The sequence below is a fragment of the Acinetobacter proteolyticus genome (genome assembly GCF_000367945.1).
In the GTDB taxonomy this organism is placed as follows: Bacteria; Pseudomonadota; Gammaproteobacteria; order Pseudomonadales; family Moraxellaceae; genus Acinetobacter; species Acinetobacter proteolyticus.
In genome coordinates this window covers 117,922-137,831 of record NZ_KB849178.1, presented here as the reverse complement: position 1 = coordinate 137,831, position 19,910 = coordinate 117,922, and the positions used below count along the sequence as shown (strand labels likewise).

The 19,910-nt window shown below is 41.5% G+C and carries 21 protein-coding genes and 1 pseudogene; 12 read left to right on the top strand and 10 right to left on the bottom strand.

Features of this window, described 5'->3' with window-relative positions; genetic code table 11:
* The first annotated feature begins 314 nt into the window (after nt 1-314).
* The 5 genes from F993_RS17815 (at nt 315) to F993_RS17835 (ending at nt 3,587) form a co-directional block, all read left to right on the top strand.
* Nucleotides 315-1,379, top strand: coding sequence for a DUF1176 domain-containing protein (locus tag F993_RS17815; RefSeq protein WP_004652321.1), 1,065 nt, complete (start codon nt 315-317; stop codon nt 1,377-1,379).
* A 64-nt stretch (nt 1,380-1,443) separates the two neighbouring features.
* Entirely contained in the window at nt 1,444-2,184 is a 741-nt protein-coding gene (locus F993_RS17820; RefSeq protein ID WP_004652320.1) for a hypothetical protein, read from the top strand.
* 135 nt (nt 2,185-2,319) lie between these two features.
* Nucleotides 2,320-2,841: a hypothetical protein gene (locus tag F993_RS17825; RefSeq protein WP_004652318.1), complete on the top strand. Its 522-nt coding sequence runs from the start codon at nt 2,320-2,322 to the stop codon at nt 2,839-2,841.
* Between the two features lie 90 nt (nt 2,842-2,931).
* On the top strand, nt 2,932-3,183 hold the full coding sequence (locus F993_RS17830) for a DUF6364 family protein (protein WP_004652317.1): 252 nt from the start codon (nt 2,932-2,934) through the stop codon (nt 3,181-3,183).
* Nucleotides 3,180-3,587, top strand: a complete 408-nt coding sequence (locus F993_RS17835; protein WP_004652316.1) for a PIN domain-containing protein — start codon at nt 3,180-3,182, stop codon at nt 3,585-3,587. Before F993_RS17830 ends, F993_RS17835 begins: the two co-directional genes overlap by 4 nt.
* Nucleotides 3,588-3,699: 112 nt before the next feature.
* Here the strand turns inward: F993_RS17835 and F993_RS17840 are convergent, their stop codons facing one another.
* The 6 genes and pseudogenes from F993_RS17840 to gatC all read right to left on the bottom strand — a co-directional run bounded on the left by F993_RS17840 (nt 3,700) and on the right by gatC (nt 8,615).
* The gene (locus tag F993_RS17840) at nt 3,700-4,182 is read right to left on the bottom strand and encodes a hypothetical protein (protein WP_004652315.1); all 483 of its coding nucleotides are present in this window, start codon (nt 4,180-4,182) and stop codon (nt 3,700-3,702) included.
* Between the two features lie 154 nt (nt 4,183-4,336).
* Nucleotides 4,337-4,408, bottom strand: a pseudogene (locus tag F993_RS20875) (hypothetical protein); the annotation flags it as partial.
* Nucleotides 4,409-4,425: 17 nt separating this feature from the next.
* Nucleotides 4,426-5,223: an NYN domain-containing protein gene (locus tag F993_RS17845; RefSeq protein WP_004652313.1), complete on the bottom strand. Its 798-nt coding sequence runs from the start codon at nt 5,221-5,223 to the stop codon at nt 4,426-4,428.
* A 73-nt stretch (nt 5,224-5,296) separates the two neighbouring features.
* Nucleotides 5,297-6,766, bottom strand: coding sequence for an Asp-tRNA(Asn)/Glu-tRNA(Gln) amidotransferase subunit GatB (gene gatB / locus F993_RS17850; protein ID WP_004652312.1), 1,470 nt, complete (start codon nt 6,764-6,766; stop codon nt 5,297-5,299).
* Nucleotides 6,766-8,244 carry an Asp-tRNA(Asn)/Glu-tRNA(Gln) amidotransferase subunit GatA gene (gene gatA / locus F993_RS17855; RefSeq protein WP_004652311.1) on the bottom strand — a complete coding sequence of 493 codons (1,479 nt, stop codon included), beginning with the start codon at nt 8,242-8,244 and terminating at the stop codon, nt 6,766-6,768. Before gatA ends, gatB begins: the two co-directional genes overlap by 1 nt.
* 53 nt (nt 8,245-8,297) lie before the next feature.
* Nucleotides 8,298-8,615: an Asp-tRNA(Asn)/Glu-tRNA(Gln) amidotransferase subunit GatC gene (gene gatC / locus F993_RS17860; RefSeq protein ID WP_004652310.1), complete on the bottom strand. Its 318-nt coding sequence runs from the start codon at nt 8,613-8,615 to the stop codon at nt 8,298-8,300.
* 133 nt (nt 8,616-8,748) lie between these two features.
* Here gatC and F993_RS17865 point away from each other — a divergent pair, with 133 nt between their 5' ends.
* The 6 genes from F993_RS17865 (at nt 8,749) to F993_RS20320 (ending at nt 13,503) form a co-directional block, all read left to right on the top strand.
* A complete protein-coding gene (locus F993_RS17865; RefSeq protein WP_004652309.1) occupies nt 8,749-9,789 on the top strand; it encodes a rod shape-determining protein in 1,041 nt (346 codons plus the stop codon).
* 17 nt (nt 9,790-9,806) lie between these two features.
* Nucleotides 9,807-10,664 carry a rod shape-determining protein MreC gene (gene mreC, locus F993_RS17870; protein WP_004652307.1) on the top strand — a complete coding sequence of 286 codons (858 nt, stop codon included), beginning with the start codon at nt 9,807-9,809 and terminating at the stop codon, nt 10,662-10,664.
* A complete protein-coding gene (gene mreD, locus F993_RS17875) occupies nt 10,651-11,142 on the top strand; it encodes a rod shape-determining protein MreD (protein ID WP_004652306.1) in 492 nt (163 codons plus the stop codon). Before mreC ends, mreD begins: the two co-directional genes overlap by 14 nt.
* Nucleotides 11,130-11,696 carry a Maf-like protein gene (locus F993_RS17880; RefSeq protein ID WP_004652305.1) on the top strand — a complete coding sequence of 189 codons (567 nt, stop codon included), beginning with the start codon at nt 11,130-11,132 and terminating at the stop codon, nt 11,694-11,696. The genes mreD and F993_RS17880 overlap by 13 nt, the downstream gene beginning before the upstream one ends.
* A gap of 43 nt (nt 11,697-11,739) precedes the next feature.
* Nucleotides 11,740-13,194, top strand: coding sequence for a ribonuclease G (gene rng / locus F993_RS17885; protein WP_004652304.1), 1,455 nt, complete (start codon nt 11,740-11,742; stop codon nt 13,192-13,194).
* Between the two features lie 135 nt (nt 13,195-13,329).
* A complete protein-coding gene (locus F993_RS20320) occupies nt 13,330-13,503 on the top strand; it encodes a PA1571 family protein (RefSeq protein WP_004652303.1) in 174 nt (57 codons plus the stop codon).
* A gap of 36 nt (nt 13,504-13,539) precedes the next feature.
* On the opposite strand, the gene F993_RS17890 is transcribed toward F993_RS20320, so the two are convergent.
* Both F993_RS17890 and F993_RS17895 read right to left on the bottom strand, forming a co-directional pair.
* Entirely contained in the window at nt 13,540-14,922 is a 1,383-nt protein-coding gene (locus tag F993_RS17890) for a WS/DGAT/MGAT family O-acyltransferase (protein WP_004652301.1), read from the bottom strand.
* Between the two features lie 186 nt (nt 14,923-15,108).
* Nucleotides 15,109-15,840, bottom strand: a complete 732-nt coding sequence (locus F993_RS17895; RefSeq protein WP_004652300.1) for a phosphoadenylyl-sulfate reductase — start codon at nt 15,838-15,840, stop codon at nt 15,109-15,111.
* A 173-nt stretch (nt 15,841-16,013) separates the two neighbouring features.
* Here F993_RS17895 and thrH point away from each other — a divergent pair, with 173 nt between their 5' ends.
* Nucleotides 16,014-16,631, top strand: a complete 618-nt coding sequence (thrH, locus tag F993_RS17900; RefSeq protein ID WP_004652299.1) for a bifunctional phosphoserine phosphatase/homoserine phosphotransferase ThrH — start codon at nt 16,014-16,016, stop codon at nt 16,629-16,631.
* An 87-nt stretch (nt 16,632-16,718) separates the two neighbouring features.
* On the opposite strand, the gene F993_RS17905 is transcribed toward thrH, so the two are convergent.
* Both F993_RS17905 and F993_RS17910 read right to left on the bottom strand, forming a co-directional pair.
* The gene (locus tag F993_RS17905; RefSeq protein ID WP_004652298.1) at nt 16,719-17,948 is read right to left on the bottom strand and encodes an OmpP1/FadL family transporter; all 1,230 of its coding nucleotides are present in this window, start codon (nt 17,946-17,948) and stop codon (nt 16,719-16,721) included.
* A 254-nt stretch (nt 17,949-18,202) separates the two neighbouring features.
* Nucleotides 18,203-19,693, bottom strand: a complete 1,491-nt coding sequence (locus F993_RS17910; protein WP_004652297.1) for an outer membrane protein transport protein — start codon at nt 19,691-19,693, stop codon at nt 18,203-18,205.
* Nucleotides 19,694-19,910 lie beyond the last annotated feature (217 nt).

Below are 19,910 nucleotides of genomic sequence, written 5' to 3'. Positions count from 1 at the left end.
TCTAGTCTCTATATTATTTATTCAATTCAATAGAGAGGATGCTAATTTCATTGTGAGTGATGTTCTCCTTTTGATTGGGTATATGATGCTTAGAATGTTGCTCTGTATTACAACTCCTATTGCATTGGTGGTTGAATTCTTTTTAAAGAAAAAAATTAAAATTTATTTGAAAAACAGTTGCTTGTGTTTGTTTGTTTTTTGGTAAAGTTGCTTAATCTGTAGCGTTAAAACGTATATAGTATGAGTAATCATGTCAGTATTCATAATGATTAAAATAATAGTATTGAAATTAGACGGCCTAGAGCACAAGTCTTATGAAAAAGATTTTTTCAGCCTGTTCCCTTGTTGTTTTGAGTTCTAGTGCCTTGGCCCAAGATATTAAAGGCATTTCATTCTCGCATGAAGATTGGGAAATTTACTGTAGCAATACAGGTACTTGCCGAGCAGCAGGTTATTACAATGAATATAGCGATGATGAACCTGCATCGCTGTTATTGACCCGTCAGGCAGGTGCACGACAGCCTGTACAGGTTGAATTTGCATTGGCTCGTTTTGAACAACCTTCTATGCCAGCAGCAAAGCTTAAAAATCTTCATTTTTATGTGAATGGCAAAGACTTTGGGCAAGTGTCCTTCGATGGAACAGAATTCCCACTGATGGGGCAACTCTCAACAAATCAAGTCAATGCCTTATTACAGCAATCCAAGAAAAAGACCGAAATCGTGTTTAAAAATGCCAATGTACATTGGCAAATCTCTGACACAGGTATGACAGCGGCATTGTTGAAAATGGATGATTTTCAAAAGCGTATTGGTACAATGGGTGCTTTAATTAAAAAGGGCAAGGCAGATGAGTCCAAGGTATTGGCCGCTCAACCTAAATTTACTGTCAAGCAGATCAAAACATCCAGTAAGCCTTATCTGACATTGCGACCAACTGACAAGCGCTATGCTGCACTCTATCAAAACTTGATGGCGAATCAGCCAGTGCCTAAAAAAGAAGGGTTCTGTGAAGGAGTTTATGACGGCAATCAAACAGCACCTCAAGCGATTGATCTCTACAAACTAACCAATAAAAAGGTCTTGGCCGTCACGTTATGTTGGCGAGGTGCATATAACGAAGGTTATGGTGCATGGGTATTGGATGAGTCACTGACGAATAAAGCCACTTTTGTGACGGAACATTCTTCTGAGTTTTATAATGGGATTCTCAGCAGTTCGCAGAAAGGGCGTGGTATTGGTGATTGCTGGTCGAGTGATGAATGGGTCTGGGATGGGCAGAAGTTTGTACATACGCTAGATCGCTGGACAGGGATGTGTCGAGGCCTTGCCGCAGGTGGAGTGTGGGATCTTGATCAGATTGAAGCAATCGTCAAATAATATTGTGAATATAAAAATAGCCTAAGGAAACACAATGCTTAAATATAAGATGGGTTGAGGTAGAATGATTTTAATAGGCGCATCCGCCTATTTTAGTGCATCTGTTTTTGCTGCACCTTTACAGATTCTAGACTTTAAAAAGGGGCAACTGAGTGCAACGGAACAGACGCAACTCTGTGAACAAGTCAAAGAGCTGTGTCAGCAGCGAACACAATGGCAGAGTTTGAAAACACCAGATCAAACCTTATGGTTATTATCTGAGGGAAATATTGCCCAGTTTGCGACATCGAGCACAGGTTTTAAATTGTTAAAGCAGTGGCGTATTCAGTTGGCGGCTACGGAAGAAATGGCACGATCTAGCCAATATATTTTTCCTAAATTGTTTCCAATGGATCAAAACCGTTATGCCGTTGCGGTGATTGATACTTTTTCAGAAATGTATTCAGGTGGTGGGGCAGGAATTGAGCGGGCCAGCTTTTATGAGTTAAAGGATGCAGGTAAAACGTATCGCTTTATTGAAAACTATCCTTTTAATTTTAGCCGTATGATTCGAGCTTGTTTTTCTGAACAGGATTATGAAAACTCTAAGGGTAAGTGCCATGATGAAGATAGTTTGAGCCTAGATATTCGTCCGATCAAGCCGATGCTTTGGCAATTCCGTTACCGCTATAGTCTGGATGTGTCACCCGCATCAGATTCGGGTGAGAAATCATTTAAGGGCAGCCGTAACCTGAATATTGATTTAAATAAAGCACCTGAGCAGCCGAATATTCCAGAAGAATGGGATTATGAAGGTGCAGGCTGAGAATTTACAACTATGAACGCTTTTACATTTTGCCAAAGCTTTAAGGGCGTGGACTTACGCAATTTACAGCGTCATAACAGATGATCTCGACAGAGCATGGTACAAAGGGGAAGATTGCAATTTGGAACTGTGCTTATGTCTCGTGTTTATACTTCTGCCCGCCGTAAATTTTCTCATTTAAGTCGTTCTGTGCTGATGGCTGCGGCTGTGTTGGGTACAACCCAAGTGGCGATGGCAGGGCCAACGGTCGATCAATTGAGTGATTGTTTAGTGAAAGCCACGACGGCAGCGGATAAGACTACGGTTTTGCAATGGACTTTTAGCGCTTTGGCAGCACATCCTGATTTAAAGTCTTTTAGTAATGTTACGCCTGAGCAGAAAACCCAGTTGGATCAGAAGTTGGCTCAGGTGTTACAGCGTGTGATTGTGGAGCAGTGTTCGACACAAACCAAAGCAGTGATTCAGGCTGAAGGAATTCAAGCAGTTGGACAGGCTTTCCAACAGTTAGGTCAGAGTGCAGGGCAGGATATTGTTAAAGATCCAGCGGTCAGACAGCAGTTGCAAGGTACCTTGCGTTATATTGATTTGAATAAATTGGTCACGACTTTTTTAACACCTGATATTTGGAATAAGTTGGGTGTGTTAAGAGGGCAGTAAGAGTTTGAGTTTTCTCTATTGACCAAAAAGAATTGCTAAAAAATGACCTATACGTATAATTAAATAGTTAATACGTATAGGGAGAAACTTATGCAAGCAAAATTAACATTGTCTATTGATAAAAATGTGATTGAACGAGCAAAACATTATGCCCAACAGCATCAGCAAAGTGTTTCTAGCTTGGTAGAGGCTTATTTAGACCGTATCTCAGCTCAAGCGAGTAGAACGAATGAGCTTCACGCTCCAATTACAGAGCATTTAACTGGAATGTTTGCTGAGCAAGATAACGGGCAGGATTATAAAGAATTACTCGCAGATGCACGTGTGGAAAAGCATCTATGAGTGAGCGTATTTTTATTGATTCAGATGTGATTTTAGATGTCGCTTTAGCGCGTCAGCCTTTTGTTGAGGCGAGTCAGTCTGTTTTGGCCTTGTGTGAAAATAGAACTTTTACAGGCTGTATTTCATCCAATAGCGTTGCCAATATTTACTATATTTTGCGTAAGTTAGGTGGGGATGAGAAGGCTCGTATATTTATAAAGCAGCTTCTAAAATTTTTTGTCATTATTCCTGTTGATCATATTGGCATTACTAGAGCTTTAGATTCTAAATTTACTGATTTTGAAGATGCTATTCAGCATTTTGCTGCTTTGAGTTTTGGTTGTACGATGATTGTCACTCGAAATATTCAGGATTATAAGTTTGCTGAATTGAAGGTGGTTTTGCCAAGCGTTTTTATTGATTGATTTTGATACATTTCAATGCATTGATTTAAATAAGTTAGTCACGCTTTTACGTTAATAAATTAAATCATATCCCTCGTTCATGAGGGATTTTTTTATTTTCTTGGATATTTATTTATCGCAATGAACAAGCCTTGCCTTCATATTCATAACGATGAACCTTATATTCTTGACCATCCCAACGGAATACGGCAAAGCAAAAACCAGAGCCCTCATTAATAAGATCTGGCCAACCATCTTTACCTGTAGTTTTTAGGAAAGTTGGAGTGCCTCGATTTTCGACAATCATTTTCCATCTCCCTTTTTTCTGTTGGGAGATGAGGTGGTAACCAACCATTTCTCGGCCATAGCATGTTGAATCAGCATCTGAAATGATGGCATCTTTTAGTCCATCACCATTTAAGTCTTGATATGTGGTGATTTCACCGATATCGCAGTTACCTTCCCAACCATATTTAGTTTTTTTAAAACCTGCCGCTTTAAAAATGGCCTCAGCATCGGCTTTAGGAATTTGGGGTGTTTGTGCAAAATTAGAAGTGCTGATTAAAAGTAAACAGGTACTCAACAGTAATCTATTTCTCATAAGTTGAAGGATCATGTCTGTTTTAGTTTAAAAATTTATTGTGTGAATATTTTATCCTATAAAAACCAAAAAACCAAAAAACCAAAAAACCAAAAAACCAAAAAACCAAAAAACCAAAAAACCAAAAAACCCACTATAAAGCAGGTTTTCTTTATAAGGTTACATCAATTTAACTAATCAATTTTTTCATTAATTCATTCACTTGAGCTGGGTTGGCTTTACCTTTTGCAGCTTTTATCACATGATCATTGAAATCATTTATCTGAGTTTTACATATAAATTTTTATGCTCATTACTGAGCCTTTCCTCAGTGAGGAATATTTGTGGAAAACCTTTAACTAAATCCCCTAATTTTTTGTATCCATATGTACGAGGATCAAAGTCTACTTGCAAGAGTTTCCATTGTGAGCCTAGGGAGGCAACACTAATCCATTCACTGTCATGGTTATCAAAAACTTGCTTAATAATATGTATTGGTAGAGTAGAAGGTAGTTCGGTTTTTATTTCTTGTTTTGCTAATTCTTTAATAACAGTTTCTTTTTTTACTTCTTTGATTTCTGGAGTTGTTATTTCCTTAATTGAAGGTTCTTCATAATTGCTTAAGTTTTCAACATAAGTGAAGTGTGAACAGGCATTTCTGAAGGCTTCAGGTGTTTGTTTTTTACCAAAGCCATAAACAGTTGCTCCTTGCTCTTTAATGCGAATTGCGAGAGCAGTAAAATCACTATCGCTTGATACTAAACAAAAACCGTCAAATCTTCCTGTATAGAGCAAATCCATTGCATCAATAATCATAAAACCATCAGTTGCATTTTTACCTGTAGTGTAAGCAAATTGTTGCATTGGTTTGATGGCTAAACTATTGATGGCTTGTTTCCAACTTCCATTTTGATTTACGAAGTTTCCATAAATTCGTTTAACCGTAGCTTCTCCATATTTGGTGAGTTCACTAAGAATATTTTCAATATCTTTTGCTGAAGCATTATCTGCATCAATTAGAACTGCTAATTTTGCAGTTTTTTCTTCTGAAACATTAAAAATTGTTTTTAAAGCCATTATTCTCTCAAAAAATAAAAACCCCACATAAGGTAGGGTTTTTATCGCATAAATGAATTTAATTAGTCAATTATCAACCAATCAATTTCTTCATTAATTCATTCACTTGAGCTGGGTTGGCTTTACCTTTTGCAGCTTTCATGACTTGACCCACGAGACCGTTAAAGGCTTTTTCTTTACCTGACTTGTACTCTTCGACCATTTTTTCATTGGCTGCAAGCACGTTTTTGATAATCGCTTCAATCGCACCGGTATCGGTTTCTTGCTTCAAGCCTTTTTCGGCAATGATGTCATCCGCAGATTTTCCTTCTGCTTCCCACATAAAGCCAAACACTTGCTTCGCAATTTTACCGTTAATAGTATTGTCGACAATACGCGCGATCATGCCGCCCAATTGCTCAGCAGAAACAGGAGAGTCTGCCAATTCTAAGCCTGCTTTGTTTAAAGCACCCGAGAATTCACCCATCACCCAGTTTGCAGAAACTTTACCTTGCTTCGCACCGCCAGCAGCAGCCACAACCGCTTCGTAGAAGTCCGCCATTTCGCGTGACATCGTCAATACATGTGCATCGTACTCAGTCACAGCAAAGTCAGCAATAAAGCGTGCACGGCGCGCTTTAGGCAGTTCTGGAAGGGCAGCACGTGCCGCTTCGATCTGCTCGTCAGCAATGATCACAGGCAATAAATCTGGATCTGGGAAGTAGCGATAGTCGTTCGCTTCTTCTTTCGAACGCATTGAACGGGTTTCCATCTTGTTCGGATCGAACAAACGGGTTTCCTGATCAATTTCGCCGCCGTATTCCAAGATTTCCATTTGGCGTTCAATTTCAACATTGATCGCTTGCTCAATGAAACGGAATGAGTTGAGGTTTTTCAACTCGCAACGCGTACCAAAAGGTTGACCCGGACGACGCAACGATACGTTACAGTCGGCACGGAAAGAACCTTCTGCCATATTGCCGTCAGAAATACCTAACCAACGCACGAGCGTGTGAATCGATTTGATATAGGCAACTGCTTCTTCAACCGAACGCATATCTGGCTCAGATACGATTTCAAGCAATGGCGTACCCGCACGGTTTAAGTCGATACCCGACATACCTTCGAACTGGTCATGAATCGATTTACCTGCATCTTCTTCAAGATGGGCACGCGTTACGCCAATACGCTTCACAGTGCCATCTTCAAGCTGGATGTCGATATGACCCAAGCCCACAATCGGATTGTCCATCTGGCTGATCTGGTAGCCTTTTGGCGAATCTGGGTAGAAGTAGTTCTTACGTGCAAACACAGAGGCTTGGTCGATATAGGCATCAATCCCCAAACCAAAGCGAATTGCAAGATCAACCACTTCTGCGTTCAATACTGGCAATACGCCCGGCATGGCCAAATCAACAAGGCTGGCTTGTGTATTTGGGTCTTGACCAAATTCAGTCGATGAACCTGAGAAGATTTTAGACTTGGTGGCAAGCTGAGTATGGATCTCGATCCCGATAACAACTTCCCAACCGTCAATTAGCTTTAACTTTTGAGCTTCAGTCATTATGCATTCTCCTCAGCAATTGCCGCACGTTTGGTATGCCAGTCTGTGTTTTGTTGATATTGATGCACAATCGAAAGCAATTGTGATTCTGACCAGTAGTTACCAATCAACTGTAAGCCCACAGGCAAGCTGTCTTTATCAAAACCAACAGGTGCGTTGATCGCAGGCAGACCTGCCAAGTTCACTGCAAGGGTATAGATATCACCTAAATACATTTCAGTCGGGCTGAGATTCGCACCGATCTTGTAAGCAGTAGTTGGTGCAGATGGCGCAGCAATCACGTCGACATTTTCAAATGCTTTGAGGAAATCTTGCTGAATCAAACGACGTACTTTTTGTGCTTTGACATAGTAGGCATCGTAGTAACCCGCAGAAAGGGCATAAGTCCCGATCAAGATACGACGTTGTACTTCTGCACCAAAACCTTCTGAACGTGAACGTTTGTACAAGTCCATCAAGTCCACTGGGTTTTCACAACGGTAGCCATAGCGTACACCGTCAAAACGTGACAGGTTTGAAGAAGCTTCCGCAGGCGCAATCAAGTAATAAGTCGGAACATAAGCTTCAGTCATGTTGAGATCAATCTCAACCAAGATCGCGCCCATTTCCTCTAGCTTTTTCAATGACTCTTCAACACGTGCTTTTACATCTGCATCTAAACCTGCCACATTGAAGTATTGCTTTGGAATACCAATGCGTAAACCTTTCACCGCTGTGCCATTCAGGTTAGCAACGTAATCGTCCACTTCTTTGTTGATTGAAGTCGAGTCTTTTGCATCATGACCAGCAATCACATTCATCAAATAAGCACAGTCTTCCGCAGAACGTGCCATTGGACCGCCTTGATCGAGTGATGATGCATAAGCAATCATACCGAAGCGAGACACACGACCATAGGTCGGTTTTAAACCCGTTAAGCCGCAGAATGAAGCAGGTTGACGAATTGAGCCACCTGTATCAGTTCCTGTTGCGATCGGCGCGAGATCAGCCGCGACGGCTGCTGCAGAACCACCTGATGAACCACCTGGAACATGATCCAGTGCCCAAGGGTTAGACGTTGCACCGACATAAGAGTTTTCAGAAGTTGAACCCATGGCGAATTCGTCCATGTTCACCTTACCTAAAGTCACGAGACCCGCAGCTTTAGCTTTTGCAACCACAGTTGCATCATAAGGTGAAATGAAGTTATCCAGCATTTTTGAACCCGCAGTGGTTTTAATGCCTTGGGTACAAAAAATATCTTTGTGTGCAAGGGGAATACCTGCCAGCGCGTGTGCATTGCCTGCTTTCAGTGCCGCATCGGCTGCATTCGCTTCAGCAAGGGCCTGTTCTGCGGTAACCGTCACATAACTTTTTACTTTCGGGTCAATTTGGGCAATACGCTTTAAATAATGTTCAGTCAATTCGCGTGATGAAAATTGGGCTGTTTTTAAGCCTTCAGAGAGTTCACGGATTGATAAGCGATGTAAATCTGTCATATGAAAAATTTCTTTACATTCTAAATATAAAATATTGACTAATCGAATAAAACTTATTCAATTACGCGAGGGACGAGGTACAAACCTGCTTCTGTAGCAGGCGCGACCGCTTGATATTCATCACGATGGTTGCTTTCAGTCACAACGTCAGCGCGTAACGGTTGCGGGTTGTCAAATGGGCTCTTTAAAGGCTCAACATCATCGGTATTAATGCCTTTCAAGCTTTCCATCATGCCAAGGATTTTATTTAAACTTTGAGCATATTCAGCAGATTGCGTGTCATTGAGAGATAAACGTGCAAGGTGTGCAATTTGCGAGACCGTTTGCGCATTTAAGTCTGTTGTCTGCTGAGCATCTGATGATGTAGACATAACTTTACCTAATTCAGTATTAAAAAATTTCAAAATATCGTGCGTTATAATAAGCGATTGACTTGTTCAAATCATCACATTTAGTTAAAGTTGCCACCTTGTATTCACACAAAGTTTAATTGAGAACGCCCCCGTGATTCTAAAACGACTAATTGGCTTGTTTTCGCCGGATTTAGCCATTGATTTAGGTACTGCAAATACACTTATTTATGCACCAGGCCGTGGCATTATATTAAATGAACCAACTGTTGTGGCAATTCGCCATAGTGGTTCACAAAAAATTGTTGCCGCTGTAGGTATTGATGCTAAACAAATGTTAGGCCGTACACCAGCGAATATTTCAGCAATTCGTCCGATGAAAGACGGTGTGATTGCTGATTTCGAAGTCACTGAGACCATGTTGAATCAGTTCATTGGCAAAGTGCATGAAAAGCGGTTGTTCCCGCCTGCACCGCGTGTTGTGGTCTGTGTACCTTGTAAATCGACATTGGTTGAGCGTCGTGCGATTCGCGAAGCTGTATTTAATGCAGGTGCGCGTGATGTACGTTTAATCGAAGAGCCAATGGCGGCTGCAATTGGCGCAGGTATGCCAGTTGAGCAAGCATGTGGTTCGATGGTGGTTGATGTTGGTGGTGGCACCACTGAAATTGCAATCATTTCATTACAGGGTTGCGTATATGCTGATTCATTACGTATCGGTGGTGATGTATTTGATGAGCAAATCATCAATTATGTGCGTAAAGCACACGGTTGTGTGATCGGGGAAACCACAGCCGAAGTCATTAAAAAAGAAGTGGGTATGGCTGTTGCTGATGGCAAGACCCTAGAGATCGAAGTTCGCGGTCGTAACTTGGCTGAGGGTGTACCTCGCGCGATTACAGTGACTTCTGATGAAATTACGCAGGCGATTTCTGATCCGTTACAAAGCATTGTCAGCGCTGTAAAATCTGCACTTGAACAAACGCCACCTGAATTGTCTTCGGATATTGCAGAGCGTGGTATTGTGTTGACAGGTGGTGGTGCATTACTGCGTAACCTAGATAAATTACTTGCGCAAGAAACAGGTTTACCTGTAATTGTTGCAGATGATCCTTTAACTTGTGTCACTCGTGGCGGCGGTAAAGTATTAGAGTTCTTTGACAATCCAAACCACGACATGCTTTTCGTTGGTTAAATCATAAGGACTAGGCGGTGCAACCGAATCTTTTTTCAAGACAACCGCCATCTTTTCGCTCATTTGTCATTGCGGTGATTACATGCTTGGTGGTGCTTTTCTTTGATTGGCGCATGCCTTATGTAATTCAACCTGCAAGGGATGTCTTGTATGCCGCGTATAATCCAATTTATGCGCTGGCAAGCTATCCTGTACTGTCGCGAGAATGGCTTAACCAACAAACCAAATCTGAAGCTCAGTTGCGCCGTGAAAACACCGCAATGCAAGCTGAACTCCTTCAAGCACAAGTCCGTCTACAAAAGCTTTCAGAACTTTCTGCGGAAAATAACCGTTTGAGAGGGCTGTTGGATACGCCATTGATTATTGATGGTCGTATGCAAATTGCCGAAGTGATTGGAACCGATGCAGACCCATTGCGCCATATTATTATCATTAACCGTGGTGCGGTTGATCATTTAAGAACAGGGCAAACTGTTCTGGATGATAAGGGAATCATGGGGCAGATCATTAATGTCTATCCGCATAGTGCCCGCATCATGCTACTGTCTGATAAAGAACATTCATTGTCTGTGCGCTTAGAGCGTACTGGCATGCGTGCGATTGTTTCGGGTACAGGTGATTTAGGTCAGCTTAAGATGGAATATGTACCGACCAGTGCCAATATTCAGGTTGGAGACAAAGTGTTTAGTTCAGGTTTGGGCGAACATTTTCCAGCGGGTTATTTAGTGGGAACTGTATCTAAAGTGAGTCGTCATACTTCAGGTGAATTTGCTGAAATTGATGTCACACCAGCGGCTCAACTTGCCAGTGGTCATCATGTAGTGGTGCTTTTCTCTGAATCCTTAGCGCAGGAGCAACCGTATGCCGATCGCTAAGCTCAATTATGAGAAACGCAAAGATCCGTTATGGATGATTATTCTATCCATCGTGATTGCTTCAGTATTGATGGTTTATCCAATGGCCTATGAGGCTTCTGGATGGCGACCATCAATTATGCTGCTGGTCATGCTCTTTTGGATTCTTTACCAACCCGTTTGGTGCGGGGTCTGGTTTGCTTTCGGTATGGGGCTTTTTGCCGATTTACTGCTGGATGCTCCATTTGGCTTAAATGCGCTCAGTTTCGTACTGATCACTTTTGGTATACGTTATTTGATCCGCGAACGTCGTATTCTGACCTTTGGCAATTCATGGGTCATCACCGTGATTGCGACCGTTGCCCATATTACATTTTTGTGGATTAGTCAGACCATTGCAGGTACACATTTTTCGATTGCGCGCCATTGGCAACCGGTTGTGACCAGTGTATTGGCATGGCCGCTGGTTTATTATTGTTTACATAAATGGCGCATATAATTCTCGCATCCAGCTCGCCGCGTCGGCGGGAGCTATTACAGCAATTGGGTCTAGACTTTGAAATATATAGTCCAGATGTTGACGAGGCGGTGCAGAATGGGGAAACCGTTGAACAATATGTTGAACGCTTAGCGCGAGATAAAGCGCAAGTTGTTTTAAACAAATATCCTGCTGCAATTGTGATTGCAGCAGACACCAGCTTAAGTTTTGCTGGACAGATTATGGGTAAGCCAGAGTCAAAGCAACATGCCTTTGCCATCTGGTCGATGCTTTCTGGACAATGGCACGATGTCTATTCTGGAGTTTGTGTCACAACTGCGACTCAAATATTGAGTACTGTGGTAAGAACGCAAGTTGAGTTACAACAACTCAGTCATGCAGACATGGAAAAATATTGGGCTACAGGTGAGCCGATAGGCAAAGCGGGCGCTTATGCAATACAGGGAATTGCAGCGCAGTATATTCCGCAAATCCGAGGCAGTTATAGTAATGTCGTTGGTTTGCCTTTGCATGAGACAGCACAGTTATTAGAAAGGGTTAAAGCACTACGCTGACACTTTCGGGTATAAGAATTTTTATAAAAGTTTTGAGTTTGTTATGGCAGAAGAGTTGCTGATTAACGTCACGCCGATGGAATGTCGTGTGGCATTGATTGAAAATGGTACGGTCAATGAACTATTCGTTGAGCGGACCGTAAAACGTGGGTTAGTGGGTAATATCTACAAGGGTAAAGTGGTTCGTGTACTGCCAGGTATGCAGGCTGCCTTTGTGGATATCGGTTTGTCTCGAACCGCTTTTTTGCATATTAACGATATGGTGTGGCCGCGTTCGCAGCCAACCCCCAACGTCTTTGAGCTGCTTCATCCAGGGCAGATGCTGACCGTCCAAGTCATGAAAGACATGTTGGGAACCAAAGGCGCACGTCTGAGTACTGATCTTTCCATTCCATCCCGTTATCTGGTATTGATGCCGTATGGCAACCATATTGGGGTATCACAACGGATTGAATCAGAAGAAGAGCGTGATCGTTTACGTGGCATCATTGAGCATATTCAGGCTGAGCATAATTTACCGGGTAGTGTGATTGTTCGCACTGCCGCCGAAGGGGTAGACGAAGCTGCGATTGCACAGGACATGTGCTATCTCAGTAAGCTGTGGGAATTTATTCAACGTAAGCAGAAAGAAGCTGCGACGGCTGAACTGATCTTTGAAGAATTACCCCTGCCACAACGTATCGTACGTGATCTGGCCAGTGATGAAACCGCGAAGATTTATGTCGATTCACGTGAGATTCATGCCAAGCTCAGTGACTTTGTTGATGAATTTGTGCCGACCATTCAAAACCGTTTAATTCATTATCCGGGTGAAAAGCCACTTTTCGACTTGTATAACGTTGAAGAAGATATCCAGAAAGCCTTGCAGACGCGTGTTGCACTGAAGTCTGGTGGTTATCTGATGATTGATCAGACCGAAGCCATGACCACGATTGATGTGAATACTGGTTCGTATGTCGGTGGGCGCAGTTTAGAAGACACGGTATTTAAAACCAATATGGAAGCCACCCAAGTGATTGCAAGGCAGTTACGTCTGCGCAATTTGGGGGGAATTATCATTATTGATTTTATCGACATGCAAGAAGCTGAGCACCGTGAAGAAGTAATGCGTCAGTTTGATCGTATGTTGGAACGCGATCACGCCAAGACTAAAATTACTCAAGTTTCTGAACTTGGTCTAGTCGAAATGACCCGTAAACGTACACGTGAATCTTTGGAACACTTGCTCTGTGAATCATGTCCAACCTGCCAAGGACGGGGATATGTGAAGACTGCAGAGACAGTATGTTACGAGATATTTCGAGAGATATTACGTTATGCCCGTGCATTTGATTCCAAGGGTGGCTTTACTGTCGTTGCACATCCAGCGGTGATTGATCGCCTATTAACAGCAGAAGCCCCAGCTGTCGCGGATTTAGAACATTTTGTGAATCGAGTGATTAAATTCCAAGTGGAAAATCTATATACGCAAGAGCAATACGATATCATTTTAACTTAAAGTTGTAACAAGATTTCGCTTAAGCCTTGTTACAACTGAAATTTTACTTTCTATCACGAATTTTAAATACTAGAACCATAAAATGAGCCATAGGTACTTTTGGGTCCCTTAGCAAATAATATGAGGTATATAACGATGAATGTGAGTGAAAGATTAGTGAACCACGGTTTCAAGCATGTTTTAGACAGTAACCCTGTAAATACATGTTATATGGTAGACAGCCAAGGTAAAGAAGTTCAGATTACCACGGCAATGATTCGTTCAGTCTGCCATCAACTACTACAACGTTGCCGCACAATCAAAAAATAAGGGGCCACTGAAAGCCCCTTAATTTTTTCTCAATCCTTAATTCGCCATCTTTTGTGGTAAATCTTGAATTGCTTGTTCAAAGCGTTGAATTTCATCTTCCAAATGGGTGAGTAAGTTTTGCATTTTTGGTAATGCATTACGACATGCAATTAAGCCCACTTCCAATTTATCCAAGTAACTGGTCATGGTGATATTTAGAGCTTGCCCATCCATTACAATTGATGCAGGGTAGAGTGCATCTAACTTTGCACCATTCCAATATAAAGGCTCACGTGGCCCTGGGACATTGGAAATCACGAGGTTAAAGGCTTGACGCTTAGGTAACATACCTGACGCAATGTTTAAGCCTGCTGGACCATACACAACCGCACTATAGTTCAAGATTTCATTGGCGGTCATACGACTAAAACGCTGTTTTGAGTTTTGTACGCTACGGCGAATAATTTCTAAACGCTCAATTGGGTCTTCAATATGAGTCGCTAGATTTGCCAAAATCATGGTAATACGGTTGCTGACATCTGAATCGTCAGTACGCAGTGATGCAGGTACCATCGCAATCAGCGGTTTTTTCGGCAAACTATTATGGCTGAGCAGGTATTCGCGCAAAGCGCCAGAACAAACGGCTAAGATCACATCATTCAGTGTAACGCCCAGTGATTTGGCAATACGACGGAAACGGCCAAGCTCGAACGATTGTGCTGCAAAACGGCGTGAAGAACTTACTCGTTGGTTTAGAATCGAGGGAGGAGCTTGAAAGGTAGAGACATAGTCTGGATTTTTGCCCATTTCTCTAAAAATAGTTTGAGATAATTCCTGCATGACTTTAGGTGCAACTTCAAGCTGAGATTTAATCCCTTCCATCACCCCTTTAATTTTGCTCACAGTCGGTGGCTTTGGTGCTTTGAGACGTTTGGTTCGTTTACCTTCTACACACCAAAGTGGCACCACATGTTTTTCATTTGGGTCTTGCGAAAGCGATTTTTCAATTAGACGCATACCTGCGACGCCGTCCACCATGGCATGGTGAATCTTGAAATACATGGCAAAACGGTTGCCTTCAATGCCTTCAATAATGTCACAGGTCCAAAGTGGTTTGGCGCGATCAATCAAAGAGCTATGCTGTTGTGAAATATAAACCAGTAATTCACGGATACGCCCAGGATTTGGCAGTGCAATATGGCGGAAGTGGTGGTCGAGATCAAATTCGCTGTCTTCACCCCAGAATAAACCATTCAATTGATTGTTAAATGGCGGGACAGGAATACTTTTTGATTGGCGAATTTCATTGACTAGATCGTGCACAAACGTCGGTGATGCATTCTCTGGAAGCTCGAATAAAAACAATCCACCTACATGCATAGGCTGTTGTCTTTTCTCTAGCGAGAGAAAGATAAAATCAATGGGGTGTAGTGGGCGCATAGCAGATCTAGCCTCTCATTGCATTTTTTCTAAGATACTCTCTAGGAGCTCTTATTAGAATTATTGGAACCGTTCTGCGCAGTATATACTGTTTGTTCTGGTTAAAATATGACTTTAGACAAGCGAGTCAGGAAAAATAAAACCACTGACGAATCAGTGGTTTTAATATACCAAATCTGTAATTGATTATTTTTTAAGGTTACCTGCATGCAAGCCACATTCTTTATGCGTGGCTTCTTCCCACCACCAACGACCTTCGCGTTCATGTTGATTTGGCAGCACTGCACGTGTGCATGGTTCGCAACCGATTGAAATAAAACCGCGTTCGTGCAATAGGTTATATGGAATTTCCATCATGCGGATATAACTCCATACATCCGCACTGCTCCAATTTGCAAGCGGGTTATATTTGATCAATTGCTTGCCTTCACCAGAAAAACCAGCATCAGCTTGAATCACAGGCACCTCACTGCGAGTTGGACTCTGATCCTTACGTTGGCCAGTAATCCATCCATCTAAGGTCGCTAGTTTCTTGCGTAGAGGTTGTACTTTACGGATTCCACAGCATTCCTGATGTCCATCTTCAAAAAAGCTAAACAAGCCTTTTTCAGTCACGAATTGCTGAACAGCAGTAGACTCAGGGAAGCAAATTTCAATATCGATCTTATAGTGCTTACGGACAGTTTCAATAAATTGATAAGTCTCTGCATGTAAACGTCCCGTATCCAAACTAAAAACACGGAAGGGCTTACCTAGACGAGAGGCAATATCAATTAAAACAACATCTTCTGCGCCTGAAAATGAAATCGCGATTTCACCTTCTTGGCTTAACGCAAGTTCTAAAATTTCTCGGGGCGATTTATCTGCATATTCAGCAGCGAGGGCATCTACAAGGTCAATAGTCGGAATAACAGTCATGGATGTTCCTGGCGATAGGCTTGGGCACAATTGTAAATCATTCGAAGCAAAGCAGTGTGCTTGTCATTGATTTTAATCTTGCAGAATAAAATGATTTTATTCAACAACAGCGCAAAAATTGAATAATCTTAGTGCTATGATACAGCAATTTTTAACCAACATTGGAAGCATTCATGGAAATCGTATGCCTAGATCTTGAAGGGGTGTTAGTTCCAGAAATCTGGATTAACTTTGCAAAAAAAACAGGGATTAAAGAACTCGAAGCGACTACGCGTGACATTCCAGATTACGATGTACTGATGACGCAACGTTTGAATATCTTAAAACAACATGGTTTAGGTTTAAATGATATTCAAGCCGTGATTGCTGATATGGGGCCATTTGAAGGCGCGAAAGAATTTGTTGAATGGGTACGTACTCATTTCCAATTGATTATTTTGTCCGATACTTTTTATGAGTTTGCTCACCCATTGATGAAACAACTGGGATGGCCAACGATTTTCTGTCATAAGCTTGAAACTGATGAAAATGGCATGATCACCGCGTATAAATTACGTCAACCTGATCAAAAGCGTCAGGCAGTAAAAGCATTACATGGTTTGAACTTCCGAGTTATTGCGGCAGGTGATTCGTATAACGACACCACAATGTTGGGTGAAGCAGATCATGGTTTCTTATTTGATGCGCCAGCCAATGTGATTGCAGAATTTCCACAGTTTCCACCATTGCATGGTTATGAAGCATTAAAACAGGCGATTCGTTCTGTATCACAACGTGATATTCCAGAATAACCAATCCTCCCCCCCTCCTTTAGAAAAGGAGGGGGGCCTTTTTACCTTTCGCCACTTCAGTCGTGGCTCAGGGTTAGGGGAGATTTCTTAGAATTTATACCCAATCTTTAAACCATAGGCAATCGCATCATTATTTTCAAATTCAGCTACATAGCCAGGTGTATTGAATTGTGAGCCTGACTGTGCTTTGGCATCACCGAGCCAGAAATATTTCACCCCACCCGCAATAAAGGTTGCAGGCGTAGGGCTATATTGAACACCGATACCGACATTCCAATAGCCTTCAGTTGGGCCCAATGTGGTCACAGGATTACCTGCACCAGAGTCCCAACCTACAGATAAATTACCTGCCCATTGATCATTGAGTTTACGACCAACACCTGCGGTAATTGAGTATTGATCTTCGGTATATGCAACCAGATCAAAACCGTCTTTTTTACCAGTTGAAGCAACGATTGGTGGTAATGTTGAAGCAGCACCAAATTTATATGGACGAATGGCAAAGTCTTTCCAATTTACCCAACGTAAATTCGCAAAGGCAACTGTGTTTTCCATAATCCCTGTTTGGAAATCAAGATTAAGCGATTGAGGGGTCGTGATTTCAGTGGTGCCTTCTGAATGATTAATTTTGTTTAAAATTGCATCAAAACCCGCATTGCCAGTCATACCTGCAATGCCATGCGTTTCATAGGCATTCATTTCATGTTTAATTTTGGCACGGTAAGTTAAAGACGCTTTGAGTGCAATCTCAGGAATTTGATAGGCAACACCCGCTAACCAGCCGACTGCTTCATCTTTACCAGTTTTAAAATCATAACCACTGTAGGCACTATAGCTTTGACCACGTAATAACACAGTACTGTCTAAGGTTTGATAAACTGCACCCGCATAGAGGTTCCAGTTTTGTGTTGGTTGATAACCAAAGAGTAAATTTAAGTTTTCAGTATCAACGGTAACCGATGTACCACCTTTAAAAGGTAAGGGGCGGCTTTCGATAAAGTTGCTTTTACCTGTGTATTCTGCATCCGCCCCATAAGGTTGGTCATAGATCAAACCAATCGAGAATTGATCCGTTGCTTGAATTTTTAGCGCAGCATTTGGCGAGTAGTAATGATTCGCCATATTCCCAGTATTGTTTTGCGAGATATCTTTACCTGATACATTGGGATCAAGAACGGTAATACCCGCTTCAAAATAGTTATTCGGTTGTAAAAAAGCAGCAATGGATTGGCCTGAGCGATCCAGTGCTGCGGCAAATGTTGTCGTTGTTGGGATTAAGCTAAGTAGAAGAGCCGTTTGAATAGCATTCAGCTTCATTAATATGTTCTCTCAAATCACTTTGTAACAGAATGGCGCGAAAAGTATCATAATTTTTATGCGCTTAAATATTTTACAAATGTCAATAAATGAACTGATAAAGTCACGGAAAATGCTTGAGCATTCATGTTTTCTATTAATGTGGTCAAAGATATAAAAAGATGTGTATTTATTGGGCTATTATTTTGATTTTATGTATAAAAACTATATAAAAAAGGCCATCTACAGATGGCCTTTTTTATTATGAAATTTGATTAGAATTTATAACCAATTTTCAAACCGTATGCGATTGCATTGTTGTCTTCAAACTTCGCAACGTATTCATTGCCACCAGCTTGAGCACCAGTTTGCGCTTTGGCATCACCTAACCAGAAGTATTTCACACCACCAGCAATGAATGTTGCAGGGGTAGGGCTATATTGAACACCTAGACCAACGTTCCAGTAACCTTCTGTTGGACCCAGTGTCGTTACAGGGTTACCTGCACCAGAATCCCAACCTACCGAAACGTTACCTGCCCATTGATCGTTGAGCTTACGACCAACACCCGCATTTACAGACCATTGGTCATCAGAGTATTCAACTAGGTTAAAGCCATTTGGACGGCCGACTAAGCCACCAATTTGTTTAGACAATAAACCAAATTTATATGGTTGGATTGCAAAGTCTTTCCAATTTACCCAACGAACGTTTGCAAATGCAACCGTATTCGCCATGATACCTGTTTGAAAATCTAAGTTAACAGATTGAGGTGTTGTGATTTTAGTTTTTTTACCAGCACTACCTTCCTCTAGAGCTTGTGCTTGAGCCAACGCTTCTGCAGGAGAAATACCTAGTAAACCAGCTAAAACAGCAGGGTTACTTGTTAATGCTGATGTTACTGCGAATTTTTCATTAATATTAACTTTATGGTCGATTTCAGAACGGTAAGTTACGGAGGCTTTTAATGCAATTTCAGGAATCTGATATGCTGCACCGACTAACCAACCTGCACCGCCAGTTTCTTTAATGTCTGCATCGTAACCATTATAGATACTATAAGCAGTACCACGAAGGCTTACATTGCCTTTTACAGTTTGGTAGACACCACCCGCGTAAAGGTTTACATTTTTAATTGGTTGGTAACCGAAAACGAGTGAAATATTTTGAGTATCAACTTCAACACCCGTGTTACCTGTACCTAAAGATGCATTGGCATCAGCAAGGCCTTTTTGTAAAGCTTTAACTGGAGCGCTATTTAAGAAACCTTGAGTTACTGCAGCCTGAGCTTGAGCTGGGGTCATTCCACCTTGTACAAGCCCAGCAATTTGTTGCTGACCAGTTGGAGATGTTAAGTAGTCACTTACTTTTTTTTGCACTAACGCATTTGTTCTTTCAACAGGTAAAACAGTATCAGAACCAGGATTTGATACAAATACGTTATTGCCTGTGTATTGAGCATCAGCACCAAAAGGTTGGTCATAAAGAAGACCAAAAGAAATATTGTCAGTGAGTTGAAGCTTTAATGCAGCGCTTGGGAAATAATAATCATCACCCATATCCCCAATTTTACGTGTAGTTGCTGATGTACCCGCTTCTTGCCCTTTAACCGTTGGGTCTAAAACCGAAAGACCAGCTTCAAAATAGTTACCCGGTTGTAAAAATGCAGACATAGATTGACCTGAACGGTCTAACGCTGCTGCAAAAACTCCAGTTGCAGGTAGCGTTGCTAAGATCATGGCAGTGCTAAGATGTTTTAATTTCATTGTAATCTTTCCTTGAACTTCAAGATTCTTAAGTGTTAAGAAGCTATGATCTGACAACAAAAAAGTTATCTATCGTGATTGGCTATAACTTCATGTAACAAAAATACCATAATTAAAATAAGAGTAAATGTTCTAAATGAACTATGCAGTATTAGTGTTTACATGAAAATGGATAAAAATAAATCTTAAAAAATTTATATACATATGTGTTTTTATT

What these genes read in the sequence shown, in the direction of transcription:
- mreD (WP_004652306.1), top strand. Translation starts at nt 10,651, where the DNA reads ATGCCGATCGCTAAGCTCAATTATGAGAAACGCAAAGATCCGTTATGG.
- F993_RS17840 (WP_004652315.1), bottom strand. Translation starts at nt 4,182, where the DNA reads ATGATCCTTCAACTTATGAGAAATAGATTACTGTTGAGTACCTGTTTA.
- F993_RS20320 (WP_004652303.1), top strand. Translation starts at nt 13,330, where the DNA reads ATGAATGTGAGTGAAAGATTAGTGAACCACGGTTTCAAGCATGTTTTA.
- F993_RS17835 (WP_004652316.1), top strand. Translation starts at nt 3,180, where the DNA reads ATGAGTGAGCGTATTTTTATTGATTCAGATGTGATTTTAGATGTCGCT.
- F993_RS17880 (WP_004652305.1), top strand. Translation starts at nt 11,130, where the DNA reads ATGGCGCATATAATTCTCGCATCCAGCTCGCCGCGTCGGCGGGAGCTA.
- gatA (WP_004652311.1), bottom strand. Translation starts at nt 8,244, where the DNA reads ATGACAGATTTACATCGCTTATCAATCCGTGAACTCTCTGAAGGCTTA.
- F993_RS17905 (WP_004652298.1), bottom strand. Translation starts at nt 17,948, where the DNA reads ATGAAGCTGAATGCTATTCAAACGGCTCTTCTACTTAGCTTAATCCCA.
- F993_RS17910 (WP_004652297.1), bottom strand. Translation starts at nt 19,693, where the DNA reads ATGAAATTAAAACATCTTAGCACTGCCATGATCTTAGCAACGCTACCT.
- F993_RS17830 (WP_004652317.1), top strand. Translation starts at nt 2,932, where the DNA reads ATGCAAGCAAAATTAACATTGTCTATTGATAAAAATGTGATTGAACGA.
- thrH (WP_004652299.1), top strand. Translation starts at nt 16,014, where the DNA reads ATGGAAATCGTATGCCTAGATCTTGAAGGGGTGTTAGTTCCAGAAATC.
- F993_RS17895 (WP_004652300.1), bottom strand. Translation starts at nt 15,840, where the DNA reads ATGACTGTTATTCCGACTATTGACCTTGTAGATGCCCTCGCTGCTGAA.
- rng (WP_004652304.1), top strand. Translation starts at nt 11,740, where the DNA reads ATGGCAGAAGAGTTGCTGATTAACGTCACGCCGATGGAATGTCGTGTG.
- F993_RS17890 (WP_004652301.1), bottom strand. Translation starts at nt 14,922, where the DNA reads ATGCGCCCACTACACCCCATTGATTTTATCTTTCTCTCGCTAGAGAAA.
- gatB (WP_004652312.1), bottom strand. Translation starts at nt 6,766, where the DNA reads ATGACTGAAGCTCAAAAGTTAAAGCTAATTGACGGTTGGGAAGTTGTT.
- F993_RS17820 (WP_004652320.1), top strand. Translation starts at nt 1,444, where the DNA reads ATGATTTTAATAGGCGCATCCGCCTATTTTAGTGCATCTGTTTTTGCT.
- F993_RS17845 (WP_004652313.1), bottom strand. Translation starts at nt 5,223, where the DNA reads ATGGCTTTAAAAACAATTTTTAATGTTTCAGAAGAAAAAACTGCAAAA.
- F993_RS17825 (WP_004652318.1), top strand. Translation starts at nt 2,320, where the DNA reads ATGTCTCGTGTTTATACTTCTGCCCGCCGTAAATTTTCTCATTTAAGT.
- F993_RS17815 (WP_004652321.1), top strand. Translation starts at nt 315, where the DNA reads ATGAAAAAGATTTTTTCAGCCTGTTCCCTTGTTGTTTTGAGTTCTAGT.
- gatC (WP_004652310.1), bottom strand. Translation starts at nt 8,615, where the DNA reads ATGTCTACATCATCAGATGCTCAGCAGACAACAGACTTAAATGCGCAA.